General features: G+C 72.9%; 17 protein-coding genes. 12 read left to right on the top strand and 5 right to left on the bottom strand.

Translation table 11 applies throughout. The annotated features are described in order from the left end of the window. Nucleotides 1–42: 42 nt before the first annotated feature. Nucleotides 43–1,113: a cytochrome P450 gene (locus tag BJ971_RS08325; RefSeq protein ID WP_184991319.1), complete on the top strand. Its 1,071-nt coding sequence runs from the start codon at nt 43–45 to the stop codon at nt 1,111–1,113. Beyond that, the gene (locus tag BJ971_RS08320) at nt 1,110–2,039 is read left to right on the top strand and encodes an NAD-dependent epimerase/dehydratase family protein (RefSeq protein WP_184991317.1); all 930 of its coding nucleotides are present in this window, start codon (nt 1,110–1,112) and stop codon (nt 2,037–2,039) included. Before BJ971_RS08325 ends, BJ971_RS08320 begins: the two co-directional genes overlap by 4 nt. On the opposite strand, the gene BJ971_RS08315 is transcribed toward BJ971_RS08320, so the two are convergent. Then, on the bottom strand, nt 1,943–2,581 hold the full coding sequence (locus BJ971_RS08315) for a hypothetical protein (RefSeq protein WP_184991315.1): 639 nt from the start codon (nt 2,579–2,581) through the stop codon (nt 1,943–1,945). The genes BJ971_RS08320 and BJ971_RS08315 overlap by 97 nt on opposite strands. 234 nt (nt 2,582–2,815) lie before the next feature. Here BJ971_RS08315 and BJ971_RS08310 point away from each other — a divergent pair, with 234 nt between their 5' ends. The 4 genes from BJ971_RS08310 to BJ971_RS08295 all read left to right on the top strand — a co-directional run bounded on the left by BJ971_RS08310 (nt 2,816) and on the right by BJ971_RS08295 (nt 9,558). After that, nucleotides 2,816–5,161: a putative bifunctional diguanylate cyclase/phosphodiesterase gene (locus BJ971_RS08310; protein WP_184991313.1), complete on the top strand. Its 2,346-nt coding sequence runs from the start codon at nt 2,816–2,818 to the stop codon at nt 5,159–5,161. Nucleotides 5,162–5,261: 100 nt separating this feature from the next. Further along, nucleotides 5,262–6,881 (top strand): methyl-accepting chemotaxis protein, encoded by a 1,620-nt coding sequence (locus tag BJ971_RS08305; protein ID WP_184991311.1) that lies wholly within the window; start codon nt 5,262–5,264, stop codon nt 6,879–6,881. Nucleotides 6,882–7,008: 127 nt separating this feature from the next. Continuing rightward, entirely contained in the window at nt 7,009–7,914 is a 906-nt protein-coding gene (locus BJ971_RS08300) for a proteasome assembly chaperone family protein (protein WP_184991309.1), read from the top strand. A gap of 102 nt (nt 7,915–8,016) precedes the next feature. Beyond that, complete coding sequence (locus BJ971_RS08295; protein ID WP_184991307.1) at nt 8,017–9,558, top strand: methyl-accepting chemotaxis protein; 1,542 nt, start codon at nt 8,017–8,019, stop codon at nt 9,556–9,558. Here BJ971_RS08295 and BJ971_RS08290 read toward each other — a convergent pair. The 4 genes from BJ971_RS08290 to BJ971_RS08280 are packed head-to-tail and all read right to left on the bottom strand — an operon-like array spanning nt 9,555 to nt 12,023. Then, nucleotides 9,555–10,328 (bottom strand): alpha/beta hydrolase, encoded by a 774-nt coding sequence (locus BJ971_RS08290; RefSeq protein WP_184991305.1) that lies wholly within the window; start codon nt 10,326–10,328, stop codon nt 9,555–9,557. The genes BJ971_RS08295 and BJ971_RS08290 overlap by 4 nt on opposite strands. A gap of 12 nt (nt 10,329–10,340) precedes the next feature. Beyond that, nucleotides 10,341–10,778, bottom strand: a complete 438-nt coding sequence (locus tag BJ971_RS40530) for a DUF6069 family protein (RefSeq protein ID WP_239087322.1) — start codon at nt 10,776–10,778, stop codon at nt 10,341–10,343. After that, nucleotides 10,762–11,037: a hypothetical protein gene (locus tag BJ971_RS40525; protein WP_221478750.1), complete on the bottom strand. Its 276-nt coding sequence runs from the start codon at nt 11,035–11,037 to the stop codon at nt 10,762–10,764. The genes BJ971_RS40530 and BJ971_RS40525 overlap by 17 nt, the downstream gene beginning before the upstream one ends. A gap of 5 nt (nt 11,038–11,042) precedes the next feature. Beyond that, nucleotides 11,043–12,023 carry an RNA polymerase subunit sigma-70 gene (locus tag BJ971_RS08280; protein ID WP_184991304.1) on the bottom strand — a complete coding sequence of 327 codons (981 nt, stop codon included), beginning with the start codon at nt 12,021–12,023 and terminating at the stop codon, nt 11,043–11,045. Between the two features lie 193 nt (nt 12,024–12,216). Between BJ971_RS08280 and BJ971_RS08275 the strand changes: the two genes are divergently transcribed. The 6 genes from BJ971_RS08275 to BJ971_RS08250 all read left to right on the top strand — a co-directional run bounded on the left by BJ971_RS08275 (nt 12,217) and on the right by BJ971_RS08250 (nt 20,126). Next, entirely contained in the window at nt 12,217–12,870 is a 654-nt protein-coding gene (locus tag BJ971_RS08275; RefSeq protein ID WP_377885423.1) for a hypothetical protein, read from the top strand. Nucleotides 12,871–12,993: 123 nt separating this feature from the next. Then, entirely contained in the window at nt 12,994–13,974 is a 981-nt protein-coding gene (locus tag BJ971_RS08270) for a TolB family protein (RefSeq protein WP_184991302.1), read from the top strand. 546 nt (nt 13,975–14,520) lie between these two features. Further along, on the top strand, nt 14,521–15,204 hold the full coding sequence (trmB, locus tag BJ971_RS08265) for a tRNA (guanosine(46)-N7)-methyltransferase TrmB (protein WP_184991300.1): 684 nt from the start codon (nt 14,521–14,523) through the stop codon (nt 15,202–15,204). Between the two features lie 844 nt (nt 15,205–16,048). After that, nucleotides 16,049–18,004 (top strand): ATP-binding protein, encoded by a 1,956-nt coding sequence (locus BJ971_RS08260; protein WP_239087321.1) that lies wholly within the window; start codon nt 16,049–16,051, stop codon nt 18,002–18,004. Between the two features lie 59 nt (nt 18,005–18,063). Then, nucleotides 18,064–19,467, top strand: coding sequence for a selenium-binding protein SBP56-related protein (locus tag BJ971_RS08255; RefSeq protein ID WP_184991297.1), 1,404 nt, complete (start codon nt 18,064–18,066; stop codon nt 19,465–19,467). After that, complete coding sequence (locus BJ971_RS08250; RefSeq protein ID WP_184991296.1) at nt 19,464–20,126, top strand: hypothetical protein; 663 nt, start codon at nt 19,464–19,466, stop codon at nt 20,124–20,126. The genes BJ971_RS08255 and BJ971_RS08250 overlap by 4 nt, the downstream gene beginning before the upstream one ends. The last annotated feature ends 70 nt before the right edge of the window (nt 20,127–20,196 follow it).

Here is a 20,196-nt window from a genome sequence, read left to right as displayed (position 1 = left end):
CAAAACTCATGTCATCGCCGGAGCGCCAGCGGAGGCGATGGCATGAGCGCCCGTACCCGTGACCGGCGTGTCTACCTGGGCAGTCATCCGGTGCTGTTCTCCGTGCTCGCGGCCTCCCGGGGCCGGGCGGCTCGGCGGCTCGGCGGCACCGTGGTGGTGCACGATCAGGCGGGGTTCACCGCCGGGCTCACCCGGATCCCGCTGGACCGCACCGCCGAGGGCACGACCGGCGGCGCCGCGAACCGGCTGGCCGGCGGCGACGGCCTGCTCTTCGACCAGCACGGCGACGACCACCGGCGGGCCCGGCGCGGCGCCGCGGACTCGCTCGGCGCCGCCGCCGTCGCGCGGCTGCGTCCGGTCTGGACGGAGATCCTGGACCGCGGCCTCAAGCCGCTTGCCGACGGCGACACCGTCGACCTGGTGCCGCTCGCCGCCGAGCTGGCCGGCACGACAACGGCCGCGCTGCTCGGCGTCGCGGCCGACGGCGTCGAGCTGGCGACGGCGGCCCGGGCGGCGGCGGGCGCCGCGGCCCGCGCGCACCTTCCCGGCCTCGCCCGGCCCGGCGCCGCCCGGCGGGCCCGTGCGGCCACCGACCGGCTGTCCGCGCTCGTCGCGCCGGACGGCGGGCCGGACGCGGGCCGGGCGACGATGCTGGCGGTCGCCGCGATCACCACGACGGTCGCGGCCCTGCCGCGCTGCGCGGCCTGGGCCGCCGACGCCGACCTCTGGGGGTACGCGGGGAGCCCGGCCCTGGTGGACGAGCTGCTCCGGGTGACGGCACCGAGCCCGCTGCTGCCCCGGGTCGCCGCGGCGCCCGGCGTGCTGCCCGGCGGCTGCCCCGTGCGGGCCGGCGACCGGATGCTGCTTGTCGCGCGGCACGCCGTCGGCGCGCACCACCTCGACCCGGACCCCGTTTCGCCGGTGCCACCGCGGATCGCGCACCTGGTCTTCGGCGCCGGGCCGCACGCCTGCCCCGGCGCCCGGCTCGCCCGCGCCCAGCTCGCGGACCTCCTGCTGGCCCTGGCCCCGCTGCGACCCGTGGTGGTCCGGGCCCGGGTGGACCGCCGCGCCGCGCTGCCGGGCTGGCGGTCCCTGGTGGTGCGCGCGTCATGAGGCTCGTCGTCACCGGCGCGTCCGGCTTCTGCGGCGCGGCCGTCGCCCGGCTCGCCGCCGCCCGCGGGCATGAGGTGCTCTGCCTCGGCCGGCGCCCCGGGCCGGTCGGCCGGCACGTCGCCTGGGACGCCACCGGTCCGGCGCCCGACCTGGCCGGCGCCGACGCGGTCGTGCACCTGGCGGCGGCCGTCGGCGACCCCCGGCCCGGGCGCCGGGCGGAGCGGCGGTTCCGCGCGGTGAACGTCGACGGCACCGCCCGGCTGCTCGGCGCCGCGGCCGGGCGACCGGTCGTGTGGGTGAGCAGCGCGAGCGTCTACCGCCCCGGCCCGTACGCCGGGCCCGTGCGCGAGGAGCACCCGGCCGACGGCCAGCGCGGCCCGTACGGGCGGACGAAGGCGGCCGGCGAGCGGCTCGCGCTGGCGGCGGGCGCGGTGGCGCTGCGGCCGAGGGCGGTGTACGGCGAGGGCGACCGGCACCTGCTGCCGCGGCTGCGCCGGGTGGTGCGCGGCGGCCGGGCCTGGCTGCCGGGGCCGGACGTGGCGATGAGCCTGACCGCGGTGGAGAACCTGGCGGCGGCCTGCCTGGACGCGCTGTGCTGGCCGGGCGGGGCGTACAACATCGCCGACGAGCGGCCGTACTCCCGCGACGAGGTCTTCGGGCGGGTGCTGGGTGTCCCGGTGCGGCACATACCGGCCGGGCTCGCGCGGGCGGCGGCCGTGGTGTCACCGACGCTGACCCGCTACGCCGTCGACCAGCTGACCGACGGGATGGTCCTCGACCTGGGCCGGGCCCGGGCGCAGGGCTTCCGCCCGGTGCGCACGCTGGCGGACTACTTGGTGTCGACCACGGACGAGCGGAAGACCGTCGCGGCGTGTGTGCCGTCGCCGCTGCGCCGGGTCACGACCGCGTCGACCGAGAAGACGTAGCTGGTCTTGCGGAGCAGCTTCGGCAGTGTCGCGGTCAGGTAGCCGCACGGGTTCGCCGGCTTGACCACCACCGTGCCCACCGCGATCTGCCTGCCGACGCCCAGGTCCTGGTTGATCGCCGTGACCCGGTACTCGACGAGGTTGTAACCACCGACGTTGTACCAGCGAACCTTCGCGGAGGTGGTGCCCGGCTGGACCTCGAGGGCGTTGATCTTGTCGAAGTGCGGGGTGTCCCGGGCGCAGGTCGCGGTCGGTTTCGGCCGGGGCGTCGCCGGCGGCAGCGGAATGAAGCCGCTGGTCGCCGTGGGGGTGGGCCGCACGCCGCTGCTGCTCGGCTTCGGCGACGGGGTCGCGCTGCCCTTAGAGACGATCAGCCACTGGTCTCCGCCGGTCACGACGCTGTCGTCGCTCGCCGCCCCGTTGCCGCCCTTTGACGCGGTGAACATGGCGCAGCCGGAGAGCAGCAGAGGGAGCGCCAGCAGCACGAGCCAGCGCCCGGGCGGCGTTCTGCCCGGGGTGCGCACCGACTCTCTGACCTTCACGCAGGACCCATCGGCGCCGCGGCGGCGAATGTTAGGACCTTAGAGCCTTATGCGGGCGGCGAGATCGAGCCGGATGCACGTGCATATGCACGTGCTGGGCAACTTTTCGAGGCGCCGCACGCTCGGACCTCCCGAAGTGACGCCCACCGCCCGGCGTTCCGCTCAATCCGGCCACGCTTCGACCGATTGGCCCTGCGAGACAGGCAGGACACTCGGCGGGAGGACCACGCGACGATGACGACGGGCGACGAACGGCGGGTGGAGCGGCTGCGTCCCACTCCGCTGCTGATCGCGGCTGTCGCCGTACTCGCCGGGTCGATCATCCTGCTGGCCGTCAACGTGACCGAGCAGCGCACCCAGGCCGTCTGGGGCTGGCTGCCCGCGATCGTGGGCACCGCGATCGCCGGCTGGGCCTGCTGGCGGGCGGCCTCCTCGCCCGGCCTCGACCCGAACACCCGCCGGGTGTGGCGCTCCCTGTCCGTCGTCTGCGTCCTGATCGTGCTCGGCGTCGTCGGCGACACCCGCCTGGCCGTGACGAACCCGCACCGGCCGGACGGGCTGGACTACCTGCCGACCTCGGTCTGCTACGCCCTCGCGATGATCGTCCTGCTCTGGGCCCTGCTGCGGGTGCCGATCCGGGACCGCGCCGAGGGGGACCGCATCATGGTCCGCTTCGTCCTCGACGCCGCCATCGTCGGCATCACCGCCGCCATCTTCGTCTGGTACCTCGCCAGCCAGGTCCGGGACCCGTGGAACTCGGACGGCGCGGCCGCCGTACCCATGATCATGCTGATGGCCCTCGGCCTGGTCGGCTCGCTCGCCTTCATCAAGGTCACGATCAGCGGGTCCGGCGGCTCGGACCGCGTCGCGCTGCGCCTGCTCGCGGCCGCCGCGGCCGTCGGCGTCGCCGGCGGCGCGCTGTTCCCCGTGCTGTTCGACGTTCGCCCGGGTCAGAGCGGCTCGCAGATGTTCATACCCGGCACCCTGCTCTTCGTGGTCCTCGCCGCCGACCGGCAGCGCCGGGCCGCCGGGATGCCGACGCCGCGGCGGCGCCGCCGCTCCTTCAGCGCCGTGCCGTACGTGGCCGTCGCCGCCACCGACGTGCTGCTGCTGGTGGTCGGCCACGCCGCCGGCGGCACCGTGTTCACCGTCGCGCTCGGCGCCGTCCTGCTCACCGCCCTGGTGGTGTTCCGGCAGGTCAACGCGCTCTGGGAGAACGGCCGGCTGCTGCGCCGGGTGGACGCCAACCTGGTACAGCTCAACAGCTACCAGTCCCAGCTCACCCACCGAGCCAGCTACGACGATCTGACCGACCTCGCCAACCGGACCCTGTTCGAGCAGCAGACCCGCGAGGCCCTCGACGCGATCGTCCCGGGTGAGACGCTCAGCCTGGCGCTCATCGACCTCGACGACTTCAAGACGATCAACGACCGGCTCGGCCACGCCGTCGGGGACGCCCTGCTGATCGTGGTCGCCCAGCGGCTGCGCGAGGCCGTCCGCGAGGGCGACGTGGTCGCCCGCCTCGGCGGCGACGAGTTCGGCCTGCTGCTGCACGGCCTGCGCAGCGGGGAGGCGACCGAGGTGCTGGACCGCATCGCCGAGTCGCTCACCCGCCCGGTGCACGCCCTCGGCCACGACCTGCTGGTCAACGCGAGCATCGGCCTGTCCGAGGTGTGGCCGGACGCCAGCCCGCAGGAGCTGCTGCGCCGCGCCGACCTCGCCATGTACGCCGCCAAGGAGCGCGGCAAGGGCCGGCACGCCGTCTACGACGCCCGGCTCGAACGGGACCAGGCGGCCGACGCCCAGCTCGGCGCCGAGCTGCGCCAGGCGCTCGACAACGGCGACTTCACGCTGGTCTACCAGCCGATCGTCTCGCTGCCCGGCGGCGAGTGGACGTCGCTGGAGACCCTGATCCGCTGGAAGCACCCCGAGCGCGGCTTCATCGGCCCGGACGTGTTCATCCCGATCGCCGAGCGGACCGGCCAGATCGTGCCGCTGGGCGACTGGATCCTGCGCACCGCGCTGGCGCAGGCCGCCGAGTGGCAGGAGACGTTCGGCGACCGCGCGCCCGGCGAGATCGGCGTCAACGTCTCGGCACGCCAGCTGCGCGAGCCCGGCTTCGCCGCGGACGTGCGGGCGGCGCTCGCCGACACCGGGTTCGACCCGGAGAAGCTGGTCGTCGAGGTCACCGAGACCGCGGTGTTCGACGGCGGCATCGCCCTGGACACGCTGCAGAACCTGGTGACGCTGGGCGTCCGGATCGCGCTCGACGACTTCGGCACCGGGCACTCCTCGCTGGGCCTGCTGCGCACCTGCCCGGCGGACATCCTCAAGGTGGACAAGTCGTTCGTCGACGGGATCGGCGGCCGCTCCGAGGAGGCGGTCATCGCCACCGCGATGATCCAGATCACCAACGGCCTGCACCTTCAGGCGATCGCCGAGGGCGTGGAGACGGCCGAGCAGGCCGAGACGCTGCACCGGCTGGGCTACCGGTACGCGCAGGGCTACCACTTCTCCCGGCCGCTCTCCCCCGAGCAGGTCAGCGAGCAGTTGCGGGCGGCGAGCGTCCTGCCGGTGTAGTCCCGAACATGCGGATATCACCCCGGCAGACCCGTATGGCAGTCGATAGTGAGAAAGGGACGATCCGTTCCAGCCGGACTACTCACGAGGTTGCACACCGATGACTGCCGACGCGCCCAAGACCTCCGCCCGGAAGCGCTGGAAGAACCCGGCGAGGCGCTGGATCGCCAACCGGTCGCTGAACGCGAAGATCCTCATCATCGTCGGCACGATGACCCTCGTCACGGCGCTGGTGGGTGCGGCGGCGATCCTGGGCATGTCGACGCTGAACAAGGCGGTCAGTGACCTCTACGACGAGAGCTTCGTGGCGTCGCAGCAGCTCAACAGGATCACCTCGGACGTCGGCAGCCAGCACTCCGCCGTTCTCAACTACGGACAGACACCCGACCCGTCCTGGCTGCCGACCATCAAGGCGCTCGATGCGCAGATCGACGCGGACAACACCGCGTACCGCGCCAACACCGTCAACCCGGCACTGATGGACCAGACGATCCTGCTCTGGGACAAGTACAAGGTCGCCCGGGACACCTACCTGAAAACGGCGCGCGGCGGCAACCCCGCCGCCACCATCGCCGTGCGCGACTCCCAGCTCACACCCGCGATCATCCGGGCCAAGTACAACCTCGAACAGCTCGCCATGCAGGAGAACGAGGCGGCGAAGACGAACAAGGCCGACGCCGAGGCGGCGTACAAGTCGGGCCGCAACTTCGTCATCATCGTGCTGGTGGTCGGCCTCGTACTCGGCATGGCGCTGGGCCTCGCGATCGCACGCGGCATCGTGAAGCGGGTCGGTACGGTCGCCGGCGTCATCGACCGGATCGCCGAGGGCGACCTGACCGCCAAGATCGGCGAGACCAGCACCGACGAGATCGGGCGGATGGGCGCGCAGCTCGACCGGGCCACCGCGACCCTGAGCAGCACCATCTCGCAGATCAGCGGCAGCAGCCACACCCTGGCCGGCTCGGCGCAGGAGATGACCGAGCTCAGCGGCCGCATCGCGGTGAACTCCGAGCAGACCAGCACGCGGGCCGGCCACGTCAGCACCGCGGCCGAGCAGGTCAGCGCCAACGTCGCCACGGTCGCCGCCGCCTCGGAGGAGATGAGCGCGTCGATCCGGGAGATCGCCACCAGCGCCGCCGACGCCGCCGAGGTCGCCCGCGGCGCGGTCGAGGTGGCGCAGTCGGCCAACATCACCGTCGCCAAGCTCGGCGTCTCCTCCGCCGAGGTCGGCAACATCGTGAAGGTGATCACCTCGATCGCCGAGCAGACCAACCTGCTGGCGCTGAACGCGACGATCGAGGCGGCCCGCGCGGGCGAGGCCGGCAAGGGCTTCGCCGTGGTCGCCAGCGAGGTCAAGGACCTGGCACAGGAGACCGCGAAGGCCACCGAGGAGATCTCCAGCCGGATCCAGGCGATCCAGACCGACACCTCGGCCGCGGTCGACGCGATCGCCCAGATCGCCGAGGTCATCGAGCGGATCAACGCGTACTCCGACACGATCGCCTCGGCCGTCGAGGAGCAGACCGCGACCACCACCGAGATCGGGCGCAGCGTCTCCGAGGCGGCCGGCGGGTCGACGGAGATCGCGCAGACCATCACAGCCGTCGCCGAGGCCGCGCAGAGCACCAACGACAGCGTGGGCGACTCCCGGCGTACGGCCGCGGAGCTGGCCCGGCTCGCCGACGAGCTACAGAGCCTCGTGTCCCAGTTCCAGGTCTGACCGCCGAGGTCTGCGAAGATCATCTGTATCGGGTCGGAGCGCGGACGGCAGGAATTAACGTGCGGGCTCCGGTGTTGACACCACATTGCCCGCCCCTCCGCGGGCGCATCCTGAGGAGGTCAAGAGCGTGCTCGACCCACACGGGCTCTACGAGTTGGCCGACGACCTGCCTGAGCTGGACTCCCCGGTGCTTCTGCAGGCACTCACCGGCTTCGTCGACGCCGGGAGTGCGATTCAGCTTTCCCGCGAACACCTGCTGGACCAGCTCGACACCCGGGTCCTCGCGACCTTCGACGTCGACCAGCTGCTCGACTACCGCTCCCGCCGGCCTTCGATGATCTTCGTCGAGGACCACTGGGAGAGCTACGAGGAGCCGAGCCTGGCGCTGCACCTCGTGCGCGACCAGCTCGGGACGCCGTTCCTGCTGCTCGCCGGCCCCGAGCCGGACCTGCAATGGGAACGCTTCATCGGGGCCGTCACCGCCCTGATCGAGCGCTTCGGCGTGAAGCTGACCGTCGGACTCAACGCCATCCCGATGGCGGTGCCGCACACCCGCCCGGTGAGCATCACCGCGCACGCCACCGACCAGCGCCTGCTCGGCGACCGCGAGTCGTGGCTGCAACGCGTCCAGGTGCCGGCGAGCGTCGGCAACCTGCTGGAGTTCCGGCTGGGCCAGGCCGGACACGACGCGATGGGCTACGCCGCACACGTGCCGCACTACCTGGCGCAGACCACCTATCCGGCGGCGGCCGAGCTGCTGCTGGACTCCGTGTCCCGGACGACCGGACTGGCCCTGCCGACCGGTCAGCTGCGCGAGGCCGCGGAGCTGGTCCGCGAGGAGGTGGACAAGCAGATCGCCGCCGACGAGCAGGCGGGCCGGCTGGTGTCGTCGCTGGAGGCGCAGTACGACGCGTTCCTCCGGGGCCGCCGGGGCAACCTGCTGGCCGAGTCGGAGGGTCCGCTGCCCACCGCCGAGGAGCTCGGCGCCGAGCTGGAACGGTTCCTGGCCGAGCAGGCCCGCGACACCGACTGAACCGCGCCGCAGCTTCGTCAATCCGGCCCGTGACCGGCCCGCGCTGTCCCATGATTAGTGGATTGCGGGTGCGGGTGACGGACACGGCATTGGAGTGACACGGTGGCCCCTTTTCGATCACGGCCAGCGGCCGGCGCGACGCTGCGTCCCGTACCGCAGGACGTCGAGAGCCTCGAGAAACTGATCACGGATCTCGAGGAGGTCACCGACGGGCCGTCCACCTGGCGGATCACCGTCGACAGCACCGTCGCGTCGCACAACTTCAGCTACGGCGCGGCCTGGCTGCCCGACGGCGAGGGCAACCTCGTCGTGGCGTACGAGACCGGGCCGATCACGCCCGAGCTGCGGGCGGTCGTGGCGGACCGGCCCGTGCCGGCCGACGTCGGCCTGGTCGGCAAGGCGTGGAGCACGAAGCGCTTCGTCTACCTCGGCGCGCTGGCGGGCTGCGAGGACTGCCTGCGCTGCCAGGCCGCGTCCCGGGCCGGCATGGCGGCCGCCGTCGTCATTCCCGTCCTGCACCGCGACCAGCAGATCGCGGTGCTGGAGTACTACTCCGCGGAGCCGCTCTACATCGACGGGCCGCGGGGCGAGAAGTGGGCGTCGATCGCGCGCATCGCCGAGCAGGCCCGGTTCAGCGCCGTCGCCGCCGCCGAGCTGCGGCAGGCCGCCGTCGACCGGGCCGCCGTCACGAACGTGGTCGCCGTGCTCGGCGAATCGGCCGACCTGTCGTCGGCGCTGCGCAACACGCTTGACGCGGTACGCACGACGTTCGGCTGGTCCTACGGCTCGTACTGGCAGGTCGACGAGGAGCAGGAGGTGCTGCGCTTCAAGGTCGACTCGGGCACGGTCAGCGACGAGTTCCGCAAGGTGACGCTGGCCGCCACGTTCGCCGAGGGCGCCGGCCTCTCCGGCCGGGCCTGGCGCGCCGGGGACCTGGTCTTCGTGCGCGACATCGGCGAGCTCACCGACTGCGTACGGGCGCCCGCCGCCCAGCGCGCCGGGGTGTCCTCGGGCGTGTGCTTCCCGATCCACAGCAACGGCCGCATCGTCGGCACGATGGACTTCTTCACCGGCGACTTCATCGACCTGTCCGAATCGCGCGCGTCGGCGCTGCGCAACGTGGCGCAGCTGGTGTCGCAGCGACTCGAGATCGTCCGCGCCGTGGAGAACACCGCGGAGAACGCACAGGCCCTGCTGGACACGGTCTCGCGGCTGCGCGCGGCAAGCGACGACGCGACCCGGGTCGCACAGGACGCGGTCAGCCGCGCCTCCGACATGACCAACGAGGTCGAGGCGCTGGGCAACGCGTCCACCGCCATCGGCGACGTCATCAAGATCATTTCGTCGATCGCCGAGCAGACCAACCTGCTGGCGCTCAACGCGACGATCGAGGCGGCCCGCGCCGGCGAGGCCGGCAAGGGCTTCGCCGTGGTGGCCGGCGAGGTCAAGGACCTGGCCCGGGAGACCGCCGAGGCCACCCAGCGGGTCGCGGAGCAGATCGCCGGCATCCAGAACAGCACGCGCACGGTCTCCGCCGGCATCCTCACCACGAGCGAGACGATCGGCCAGATGGACGCCGTGCAGGCGCGCATGAACGAGGTCCTCGAGGAGCAGGCCCGGATGGCGAGCAGCCTGCGGTCCTAGCTCTTGATCGGCAGCCAGTCGAGGACAGCGCGGATCTGGGCGTCCCAGTAGGACCACTCGTGCGCGCCCGGCCCGAAGGCGGCGTCGATCGCGACGCCGTGCTCGTGGCAGGCGGCCACGAACCGCTCGTTCTGCGCGACCAGGTGGTCGTCGGCGCCGCAGCGCAGCAGCAGCCGCGGCAGGTCGCCGCCGTTGGTGGCGAGCAGGTGCAGCAGGTCGTCGTCGGTACCGGCGACCGAGCGGCCGGCGAAGACCCGCGCGATGAGGGCGGTCATGTGCGGGCGCTTGTCCCACTGGCTCATGTAGGCCAGATCCAGCGCGCCGGAGAGGCTGGCGGCGGCCGCGAACCGGCCCGGCTCGCGCAGCGCCCACTTGAAGGCGCCGTAGCCGCCCATGGACAGGCCCGCCACGAACGTGTCCTCGCGGCGGGTCGAGACGCGGAAGAACGACGACACCACGGCCGGCAGCTCCTCGGACAGGAACGTCCAGAACCTCGCGCCGTACGCCTCGTCGGCGTAGAAGCTGCGGTGCACCTGCGGCATGACCACGGCGAGGCCGAGCTCGGCCGCGTACCGCTCGATGGACGTGTACCGGGTCCAGGCGGTGTCGTCGTCGGTCAGGCCGTGCAGCAGGTAGAGCACCGGCGGCGGCGCCCCGGTGTCGTGCCCGGTGAGCCCGATCTGGGCACCCGCGCGCTCGGGCAGCAGCACGGTCATCGAGGTGCCGAGCTCGAGCGCCTCGGAGGAGAAGTCGCAACGGATCAGTGCCATGGTCCCCAGTATTCATTGACCGCCGCCCGGCGGCCCGGGGCGCGTCCGGGTGCGCAGGCTCCGCGCCAGGGCGGGGATCATCACCGCCGCGGCGACGAGGTGCAGCATGAGGAGGGCGGCGACGGTGGCGGCGTCGGCGCCGGAGATGAGGGGCGGGACCAGCGAGATCACGGTCAGCGACCCGGCCGTCCACACGAATCGCGCGGCGGGCCGGGCGCTCCAGCGAAGCAGCGCCGCGGCGATGACGACGCCCACGACCGAGAAGAAGCCGGTCACCACGGCGAACCCGGGCAGCGGGATGGTCTCGCCGCCGTCGGGGATCTCGAAGTCGACGCCGGCGGCCTCGGCGAGCGCGGCGGCGAAGGTGGTGGCCGCCACCGCCGCGGGCGTGGCGATCAGGCCGGTGACGGCGAGCCCGCGGAACCGCCCGGTGTCATCCCTGCTGTTCATGTGCTCCTCCATCGTTCGGCGTGTTCCTGACCTTGGGCGTGAAGATGCGCACCCGCGCCGTGCGACGGCCGGGATTGCGCAGGGCGCGGACGCCGGTGCCGCGGAGCCAGAACCCGGCGCCGCGCCCGAGGACCGGCCCGGGCTCGCCGTCGCGCAGCTCCAGCCGCACGCGCCCGCGGGTGACGACGCCGAACGCGTCGCGCCACTGGGCCGCGACCACCGCGACGCGCGCGCCGCCGCGCAGCGCGAGCGTCCGCACCGGTACTACTCGGTGCCGTCCGCCGGCAGCCGCTCCGGCAGGCCGAGCCGCGGGAACCGGTCGGCGTGGAACGTGGTGATCTCGGTGATCGCCCCGCCGGTGACGCGCAGGACGTCGATCGTCAGCGGCAGGTACGCGCCCTCCCGCTCCCGCCAGTGGTAGAAGGCGACGGCCGGCTGCCGGTTCACGGAGGTGGGTACGGTGCGCAGATTCTCCATGTCCCCGAAGCCGCTCTCGACCCAGTCGTGCACCACCGCGTCGCGGCCGAGGAACAGCCCCGGCGTCGGCGGCATCGAGCAGCGGACGTCGTCGCGCAGCAGCGCGGCGACCAGGTCGATGTCCGTGGCCACGCTGGCCTCGGTGTAGCGGCGCACCAGCTCGCGCGTGCCGGCGTCCTGCTCGCCGCCGGTCCAGTCCTGCCGCTCGGCGGGCAGGTGCTCCCGCATGCCGGCCCGGGCCCGTTGCAGCGCGCTGTTCACGGAGTTGACGGAGTCACCGAGGAGCTCCGCGACGTCCTTCGCCGGCCAGCCGAGCACGTCCCGCAGGATCAGCACGGCCCGCGGGCGCGGCGCGAGGTGCTGGACCGCGACCAGGTACGCCAGCTCGACGGTCTCCCGCGCGACGGCGACGGCCTCCGGCTCGTCCGCGCCGGCCGCGGGCAGCTCGTCGAGCAGCCGGTCCGGGTACGGCTGCAGCCACCGCACCTCGCCGCCGGTCGCGGGCTCCGGGCGGCACTTGGCGAGCAGGTCCAGGCAGGCGTTGGTGGCGATCCGGTACAGCCAGGCCCGGAACGTCGACCGGCCCTCGAAGGTCTCCCGCCGCCGCCAGGCGCGCAGGAACGTCTCCTGCACGGTGTCCTCGGCGTCCTCGAACGACCCCAGCATCCGGTAGCAGTGCACGTGCAGCTCCCGCCGGTGCCGCTCCACCAGTCCCGCGAACGCCGGCTCGCCGACCTCGCTCATTTCCAGCCGCGTGTCCGCACCCATCACGTCATCCTTCCGCCAATTCGTGTCCCGTCGTAGGTGTGACGGGAGCGGACCCGAGAACTCATCACCGGGGCCGGCCGGCCGGACTGATCGTTGATCACTCACCGCGTTCACGCGACCACCCGAGGTTTGGGGAATGTCGTACCCCTCGATTAGTATGTGTGTACTAAAACCAGCGCTGAGCTGCGGGGAGATCATTGTGACGACGCCTGTTTTGTCCACGATTCCGCCATACACCACGATGCTCGGGTTCACCCGTTATGTCGCGCGGACAGGTCCGGCCAAGGCCACCTTCGTCGGCGGACTCCGGCGCCAGCGCGAACGCCGCTCCGGCTTCAACCCGCACGGCCAGATGGTCAAGGCGCTCAAGGCCGACATCGCGTTCCGCACCGGCGGCAGCTACCTCAACGGCGTCCCCGATCTGGTGAAGCCGCGGTGGAAGCCGCTCTACGAGGCCGTCAGCGCCGGCGCGACGACCTACCTGCACTCCCTCGGCGACCCGGAGGAGGTCAGCCTGGCGCAGACCCGGGACGCCCTGGCCTCCGTCGGCCCGCTCGCGGTGAAGATCAACCCTCACTTCGGGCTGCGCTACGCGGACGGCCGCCGCGAGGCGGTCCGGCTGCACTTCGACGAGCAGCCGCCGACCCCCGAGGCCATCACCGCGACGCTGCACCTGATGGCCCGGCACATGGACCAGGTCCTGCCCGGCGCCGAGCCGGTGCTTGTCGACCTGCGCCGCGGCGTCTCACACCGGATGGACCCGGGCGCGAAGGCCGGCGACGTCGAGCGCTGGCTGGCCGGCGAGGCGGCCGCGTTCATCGCGATGTGGGCGGCCACGGCCGCCTGATCCAGGCGTGTTTACCCGAACGGTCCCGATTTTTTTTGGTTTCGGCGTGGGAACTTCTTAGTTGCAGCCCGGTTGCGACGATCGTGGAGGTACAAGCAGGGACTACGTCGGGGGGCGTCGGACATGAGGGCAGTCACGCGGTTCGCGGGCAACACGGTGGTGGCGGTGGCGGGGGTCGCCGCGGGAGCGGCCTTCCAGGCGGCGCCCGCGGCGGCGGCCACGCCGACGATGCCCAGCCTGGTGGCCTACGTCCGCTCCGGCGACGTGTACGCGAGCAAGGGCGCGACCGAGACGAGGCTCACCACCGGCGGCGGCTGGTCGCGCCCGCGCTTCTCGCCCGACGGCAAGTCGATCGCCCTGCTCAAGGCCGGCCAGCTGTGGACCATGAAGGCCGACGGCAGCGCCAAGCGCCGGCTGACCACCCGCGCCGCCGCCGGCCCGTCCTGGGCGCCGGACGGCAGGACGATCGCCTTCGCGTCGCTGTCCTGCACCGGCGGCCCGGGCGTCTACCGGATCTCGGCGACCGGGACCGGCGCGAAGCCCGCGGTGGTCTTCCCCAGCTCCTGCAAGGAGCAGGACCTGCCGGACGAGGCCGCGGCCACCAAGGCAGCGGCGACCGGCTCGCTCATCGACCGGCTGCGCTATGACGACGCGGTGGCCTGGTCGCCGGACGGCACGCGGGTCGCCTTCCGCGGCGGCGACTGCGAGTCGATCTACGACGCCTGCCTGACCATCGGCACGGTGGCGACCGGCGGCGAGAAGACCGTTGCGGCGTACGGCGGAGGCAGCCTCCAGAACTCCGGCTTCGCGGTGGTGCCGAGCTGGCGCCCGGACGGCGCGAAGCTGGCCTGGACGGCGTGGCAGCTCGGCGAGACCGCGGCCGACAACCAGCCGGTGCACGTGGTCGAGTACGACGTCGCGACCGGCGCCAAGCGCAACGTCGGCGCCGGCCAGGACCGCGAGATGGCGTACGTCGACAAGGCCCGCGGCGTGCTGACGGGCAACCACAGCGGCAGCTCCTGGATCATGGTCATCAACCTGACCACGGGCGCCCGGACCCCGTTCCACCCGGGCTCCCAGCCCAACGTCCAGCCGACGCGGTAACCCGCCCCGAACGCCCACAGGCCGGCCCGGCACCCCCGGGCCGGCCTTCACGTCCACCCAAGGCGGCGGCAAACCGACCAGTCCCAACCTGGCCCCCGCACTCCCAGACCAGCCCTGCACTCCCCAGACCAGCCCTGCACTCCCAGCCCGGTCACGCACTCCCAGGCCAGCCCGGCGCCCCCCAAGCCAGCCCCGCACTCCCAGCCCGGCCCGGCACTCAGCCCGGTCACGCACTCCCAGACCAGCCCGGCGCCTCCCAAGCCAGCCCGGCACTCCCAGACCAGCCCTGCACCCCAACCCAGCCCGGCACTCCCAGCCCGGCCCGGCACTCCCAGCCCGGCCCGACGCCTCCCAGGCCAGCCCCGCACTCCCAGGCCAGCCCCGCACTCCCAGACCAGCCCCGCACTCCCAGACCAGCCCCGCACTCCCAGACCAGCCCCGCACTCCCAGACCAGCCCGCGCGGCCGCCGGAGGCGGGGGGGCAGGCGGGCGGGCGTGGGCCGGGCCGGTCGTTCGGGTTGGGATCCGCGTATCCTGGGCGGCCTGATGAGCGACACGACCGAACGCCCGATCCGGACGTTCCATCCCCGGCGCGGCCGGATGAGTGGCCGGCACGCGGACGCGATGACCGACCTCTGGCCGACCTTTGGCTTGACCGTCCTCGACGGCGACCGGGCGCCTCTCGACCTGGCGGAGCTGTTCGGCCGGGAGGCGCCGCGGGTGCTGGAGATCGGGTTCGGGATGGGTGACTCGGCGGCGGCCATGGCCGAGGCCGACCCGGGCCGCGACCTGCTGGCGGTGGAGGTGCACACGCCGGGCATCGGCAACCTGCTCGCGCTGATCGGCGAGAAAGGTCTGACCAATGTGCGGGTCGTGCACGGCGACGCGATGGAGCTGGTCCGCAAGATCCAGCCGAGTGTCCTCGACGCGGTACACGTCTTCTTCCCGGATCCCTGGCCCAAGGCGCGCCACCACAAGCGCCGCCTGATCCAGCCGGCCAACGTCGCCCTGCTGCGGGACCGCCTGCGCCCGGGCGGCACGCTGCACTGCGCGACGGACTGGGCGCACTACGCGGAGTCGATGGCGCAGACGCTGTCGGCGGATCCGGGCCTGTCCAACGCGCACGAGGGCTACGCGCCGCGCCCGGCCTACCGCCCGGAGACCAAGTTCGAGCGGCGCGGGGTCACCGCGGGCCGCGAGGTCTTCGACCTGATCTATCGGCGCAGGTAGGCCTTAACCTCCGGTTTGCCGTTTTTACGGCTTTGCCGCCCGTAGGCTTGAGGGCGGAGGTCGGAGCATGCGGCAAAGTGATCTTGGCCTCGGGTGTCAGCCCGGTCCGGGAGCGCCGAGCGCCGGGTCCACCGGACCGGATCCGGATCCCCCGCCAACACCGACACCGGGACCGGGACCCGCCGCGCCCGAATCCCCCACGCCCGGACCACCCGAGCCCGGATCACCACCGACCGGATCACCCCCGCCTGAATCCCCGGCGCCAGGATCATCCGCGTCCGGAACACCCCCGCCTGAATCCCCAGCGCCAGGATCAACCGCGTCCGGAACACCCCCACCCGGATCCCCTACGGCAGAATTTCCCCGGGCTGGATCCCCTGCGTCTGAAACACCCCCACCCGAATCCCCCACACCAGAATTTCCCCGGGCTGGATCCCCTGCGTCTGAAACACCCCCACCCGAATCCCCCACACCAGAATTTCCCCGGGCTGGATCCCCTGCGTCTGAAACACCCCCACCCGAATCCCCCACACCAGAATTTCCCCGGGCTGGATCCCCTGCGTCTGAAACACCCCCACCCGAATCCCCCACACCAGAATTTCCCCGGGCTGGATCCCCTGCGTCTGAAACACCCGCCGTCGGACCACCCGCACCCGGGACATCCGCGCCTGGGTCGTCCGAGCCTGGGTCGTCCGAGCCTGGGTCGTCCGAGCCGAATGTTTGGACTCCGCGGACGGCGGCGTGGCAGCAGGACTCGGCTCCGCGGCAGAACCTGCTCACCAGCGGCGCCGCCGATCAGCTCGCCGCGCTCATCGCTCGGGCCGCCAACGCGCCCGCCGGCCTGGTGCACTTCGTCGAGGGTGGCCGGCTGCGCAGCTACGGCGGCTACGGCATCAGCGTGCGGTGGGAGGACGTCGCCGACGTCAGCCTGGACGACACCCTGGCCGGCATCCTGATCTCCACCGGCCGGCCGCTGCTCATCGAGGACCTCACCTCCGACTCCCGCGTCCCGGCGGGCTCGCCCGTGCACCGGGTCGGTATGACCGGCGCCTATCTGGGTCATCCGGTCCGGGACGACGCCGGCGTCGTCGTCGGCGTCTGCTGCGCCCTCGACAACGAGCCGCGCCGGTGGACCGAGGGCGAGGCCGCCGCCGTCGCCGACGCCGCGCACGTCGCCAACCTGCTCATCACCGAGCAGCTCACCCGGCTGGAGATCGATCGACAGCACCGCTTTCTCGATGCCGTGGTCGACAGCCTGCACGACGGCGTCACCGCCTGCGACGCGGACGGGCGGGTCGTTCTGGTCAACGCGCGCATGCACCGGCTGTGGGGCAGCGCGCCGTTCCCCGGCGACCTGGGCGACGACGCGGCCCTCTCCGGGCTGACCGACGCGCACGGCAGCCCGCTGCGGCACGAGGACATCGCGTTGTTCCGGGCGCTGCGGGGCGAGCGGTTGCGTGACGAGGAGATGGCGTTCCAGCTCCGGGGGCAGCGCACCCGCCACTTCCTCGTCGACGCCCAGCCCATCCTCGGGCCGGACGGGCGGACCGTCGGCGCCGTGCAGGCCATCCAGGACGTGACCCGGCGCAAGCGCGCCGAGCGGTTCCGCACCTGCGAGCTGGCCGTGATCACCGCCCTGGCCGCCGAACCCACCGTCGAGGCCGCAGGGCCGCGGGTGCTCGAGGCCGTGGTCACGACGCTGGGCTGGACACACGCCGAGCTGTGGCTCGCCGACGACGCCGCCGGGGTGGTGCGCTCCGCCGCGAGCTGGCACTCCCCGAGCTGGCAGGACGACATCGAGGTGCCCGGCGAACTGGCGTACGGCACCGGCCTGGCCGGGCGCGCCTGGCAGGCCGGCAAGCCGCTGTGGATCCGGGACGTCGGGCGGCCGCAGAGCCTGATCTCGGCGGCGACCGCCGCCGCCTCGCAGCTGCACACGGCGCTGGCCGTACCCGTGCGCAACGGGCTCGAGACGCTCGGCGTCCTTGTCGCGTTCGCCGACACCATCGAGGACCCCGAGGACGAGCTGGTCGCCCTGATGTCCGGCATCTCGGCGCAGATCGCCCAGTTCATCGAGCGGCGGCTCGTCGAGGACCTGCAACGGCAGCTGGCCCGCAGCAAGAGCGAATACCTCGCGCTCGTCGGCCATGAGCTGCGGACCCCGCTCACCTCGATCGCGGCCTACACCGAGCTGCTGCGCGACGCGGATGCCGAAGGGCTGGTCAAGGACGGTCCGCGGCTGCTCGAGGTCATCGACCGCAACGCCACCCAGCTTCGGCACATCATCAACGAGCTGCTGGAACTGTCCGCGCTGGACACCGGGCACGCGTCGGTGCAGCTCTCGCCCGTCGACCTGGCCCAGATCGTCCGCGAGTCGGTGGAGCGTACCCGGGAGGCGGTCGCGGAGGAGCCGGTCACCATCGTGGACGACCTGCCCGAGCGGCTCGTCCTGCCCGGCGACCGCGAGCGGCTGCGGCAGGTCGTCGACAACCTGCTGAGCAACGCCGTGAAGTACAGCCCGGACGGCGGGGAGATCGGCGTCACGCTGCACAGCGTCGGCCGGACCGCGGAGCTCGCGGTCACCGACACCGGGATCGGCGTACCGCAGGACGAGCGGGAGAAGATGTTCACCGGGCTCTACCGGACGAGCCGGGCCCGGGACCGGGCAATACCCGGCAGCGGGCTGGGGCTGACCCTCAGCCGCGCCGTCGTGCAGCGCCACCACGGCAGCATCGAGCTCACCGAGCACGAGGGTCCTGGCACGACGGTGCTGGTCCGGCTGCCGTTGAGCAGCCGTTGACAGGTCCTTGACAGTTGTCACCCTGTTCACCGCCCTGCCGCGGTAGCAGGATTACCGGCATGACCAGGTGGACCCCCGATCCGACGTTCTACCCGTCCGCACGCGATGCTGCCGGCGCCCCCGCCGAACAGCTGGCGTACGTCGCCGCGTTCGACCGCTCGGCCGAGCTTCCGGACGCCATCGCCGTCGTCGACACCGATCCCTCCTCCGCCTCGTACGGAACGGTGGTCGGCTGGACCGATCTGCCGCACACCGGCGACGAGCTGCACCACTTCGGCTGGAACGCGTGCAGCAGCGCCCTGTGCCCCACCGCGCCGCACCCGCACGTCGAGCGGCGCTACCTCATCGTTCCCGGCCTGCGCTCCTCGCGGATCTACGTGCTGGACACCAAGGCCGACCCGCGCAACCCCGTACTGGTGAAGGAGATCCCGGCCGAGGAGCTGGCCGGCAAGGCCGGCTATTCGCGGCCGCACACGATCCACTGCGGCCCGGACGGCATCTACGTCTCCGCGCTCGGCGGCGGCTCGGCCGAGGGCCCGGGCGGCATCGCGGTGCTGGACCACACCACCTTCGAGGTGCGCGGGGCGTGGGAGAACGACCGCGGCGACCAGTACCTGGCGTACGACTTCTGGTGGCACCTGACCCGCGACGTGCTCGTCTCCTCCGAGTGGGGCACGCCGTCCATGATCGAGGACGGGCTGGTGCCGGAGCTGCTGCTCGGCCGCAAGTACGGCCACCGCCTGCACTTCTGGGACCTGGCCAAGCGCACCCTCGTGCAGACGGTCGACCTCGGCGACCAGTACCAGATGACCCTCGAGCTGCGCCCGGCGCACGACCCCCGCAAGGAGTACGGCTTCCTCGGCGTCGTCGTCAGCGTCGAGGACCTGTCGGCGTCGGTGTGGGTGTGGCAGCGCTCCGGCGGCGAGTTCACCGTCACCAAGATCATCGACGTGCCGGCCGAGCCCGCCGACCCCGCGGACCTGCCGCCGGCGCTCCAGCCGTTCGGCGCCGTGCCGCCGCTGATCACCGACATCGACCTCTCCGTCGACGACCGCTTCCTCTACGTCTCGTGCTGGGGCACCGGCGAGCTGAAGCAGTTCGACGTCTCCGACCCCCTGCACCCGGTCGAGACCGGCTCGGTACGCCTCGGCGGCATCGTCGGCCGGGCGGCGCACCCGTCGTTCCCGCAGGAACGGCTCGCCGGCGGCCCGCAGATGGTCGAGGTCTCCCGCGACGGCCGCCGCGTCTACGTGACCAACTCGCTCTACGGCGCCTGGGACGACCAGTTCTACCCGGACGGCGTCGGCGCCTGGATGGCGAAGCTCGACGTGGATCCCGAAGCGGGCGGCATGACGCTGGATCCGCGCTTCTTCCCGCACGGCGACGACTTCCGGGGCCGGCGGGTGCACCAGACGCGGCTACAGGGCGGCGACGCGTCGTCCGACTCGTACTGCTTCCCGTGACGGCGGGCCAGCTGGCGGTGCTCGCCGCGCTGGGCGCCTTCCACGGGCTGAACCCGGCGATGGGCTGGCTCTTCGCGGTGGCCCGCGGCATGCAGGAGCGCAGCCGGACGGTGCTGCTGTGGTCGGTGCCGCCGATCGCCGCCGGGCACCTGGCCTCGGTGGCGATCGTCGCTGCCGTGGTGTCGGCGACGGAGTCGGTGGTCGCCGGGAACCTGGTCGCGATCGTGGGCGGCGCCGTCCTGGTCGGCTTCGGACTGTGGCGGCTGCTCTCGGCCCGGCACTTCCGGTGGGCCGGCATGCGCCTGTCGGCGGCGCAGCTGGCCGGCTGGTCGTTCCTGATGTCGTCGGCGCACGGCGCGGGGCTGATGCTGCTTCCCGTACTGGCGACGACGACGCCGGCGGCGCCGGCCGGGCACGCGGCGCACCTGGCCGCCGCCGCGCCGGCCGGGCTGGCGGGCACGCCCGCCGCGGCCCTGGACGGGCTGCTCGCGGCGGGTGTGCACACGGTGGCGATGTTCGCCGTGATGGCGGCCTGCGCGCTGCTGGTCTACGAGTTCGTCGGCCTCGGCGTGCTGCGCCGGGCCTGGTTCAACGTCGACAAGCTGTGGGCCGCGGTGATGGTCGCGGCGGGCGCCCTGACGATCGCCCTCACGGCCTGAGCCCTCGGTCCCGGCCTCCCGCGAGAGGCCGGGCCCCGGCGAGAGGCCGGGGCCCGGGCGAGAGGCCGGG

The sequence above is a fragment of the Amorphoplanes digitatis genome (assembly GCF_014205335.1).
Taxonomy (GTDB): Bacteria; Actinomycetota; Actinomycetes; order Mycobacteriales; family Micromonosporaceae; genus Actinoplanes; species Actinoplanes digitatus.
The sequence above is the reverse complement of the archived record's forward strand: the minus strand, read 5'-3'. Positions and strand labels throughout refer to the sequence as shown.

Coding starts and splice junctions, on each gene's coding strand:
- BJ971_RS08325 (WP_184991319.1), top strand. CDS start 43: ATGAGCGCCCGTACCCGTGACCGGCGTGTCTACCTGGGCAGTCATCCG.
- BJ971_RS08320 (WP_184991317.1), top strand. CDS start 1,110: ATGAGGCTCGTCGTCACCGGCGCGTCCGGCTTCTGCGGCGCGGCCGTC.
- BJ971_RS08310 (WP_184991313.1), top strand. CDS start 2,816: ATGACGACGGGCGACGAACGGCGGGTGGAGCGGCTGCGTCCCACTCCG.
- BJ971_RS08305 (WP_184991311.1), top strand. CDS start 5,262: ATGACTGCCGACGCGCCCAAGACCTCCGCCCGGAAGCGCTGGAAGAAC.
- BJ971_RS08290 (WP_184991305.1), bottom strand. CDS start 10,328: ATGGCACTGATCCGTTGCGACTTCTCCTCCGAGGCGCTCGAGCTCGGC.
- BJ971_RS40530 (WP_239087322.1), bottom strand. CDS start 10,778: ATGAACAGCAGGGATGACACCGGGCGGTTCCGCGGGCTCGCCGTCACC.
- BJ971_RS08280 (WP_184991304.1), bottom strand. CDS start 12,023: ATGGGTGCGGACACGCGGCTGGAAATGAGCGAGGTCGGCGAGCCGGCG.
- BJ971_RS08270 (WP_184991302.1), top strand. CDS start 12,994: ATGAGGGCAGTCACGCGGTTCGCGGGCAACACGGTGGTGGCGGTGGCG.
- trmB (WP_184991300.1), top strand. CDS start 14,521: ATGAGCGACACGACCGAACGCCCGATCCGGACGTTCCATCCCCGGCGC.
- BJ971_RS08255 (WP_184991297.1), top strand. CDS start 18,064: ATGACCAGGTGGACCCCCGATCCGACGTTCTACCCGTCCGCACGCGAT.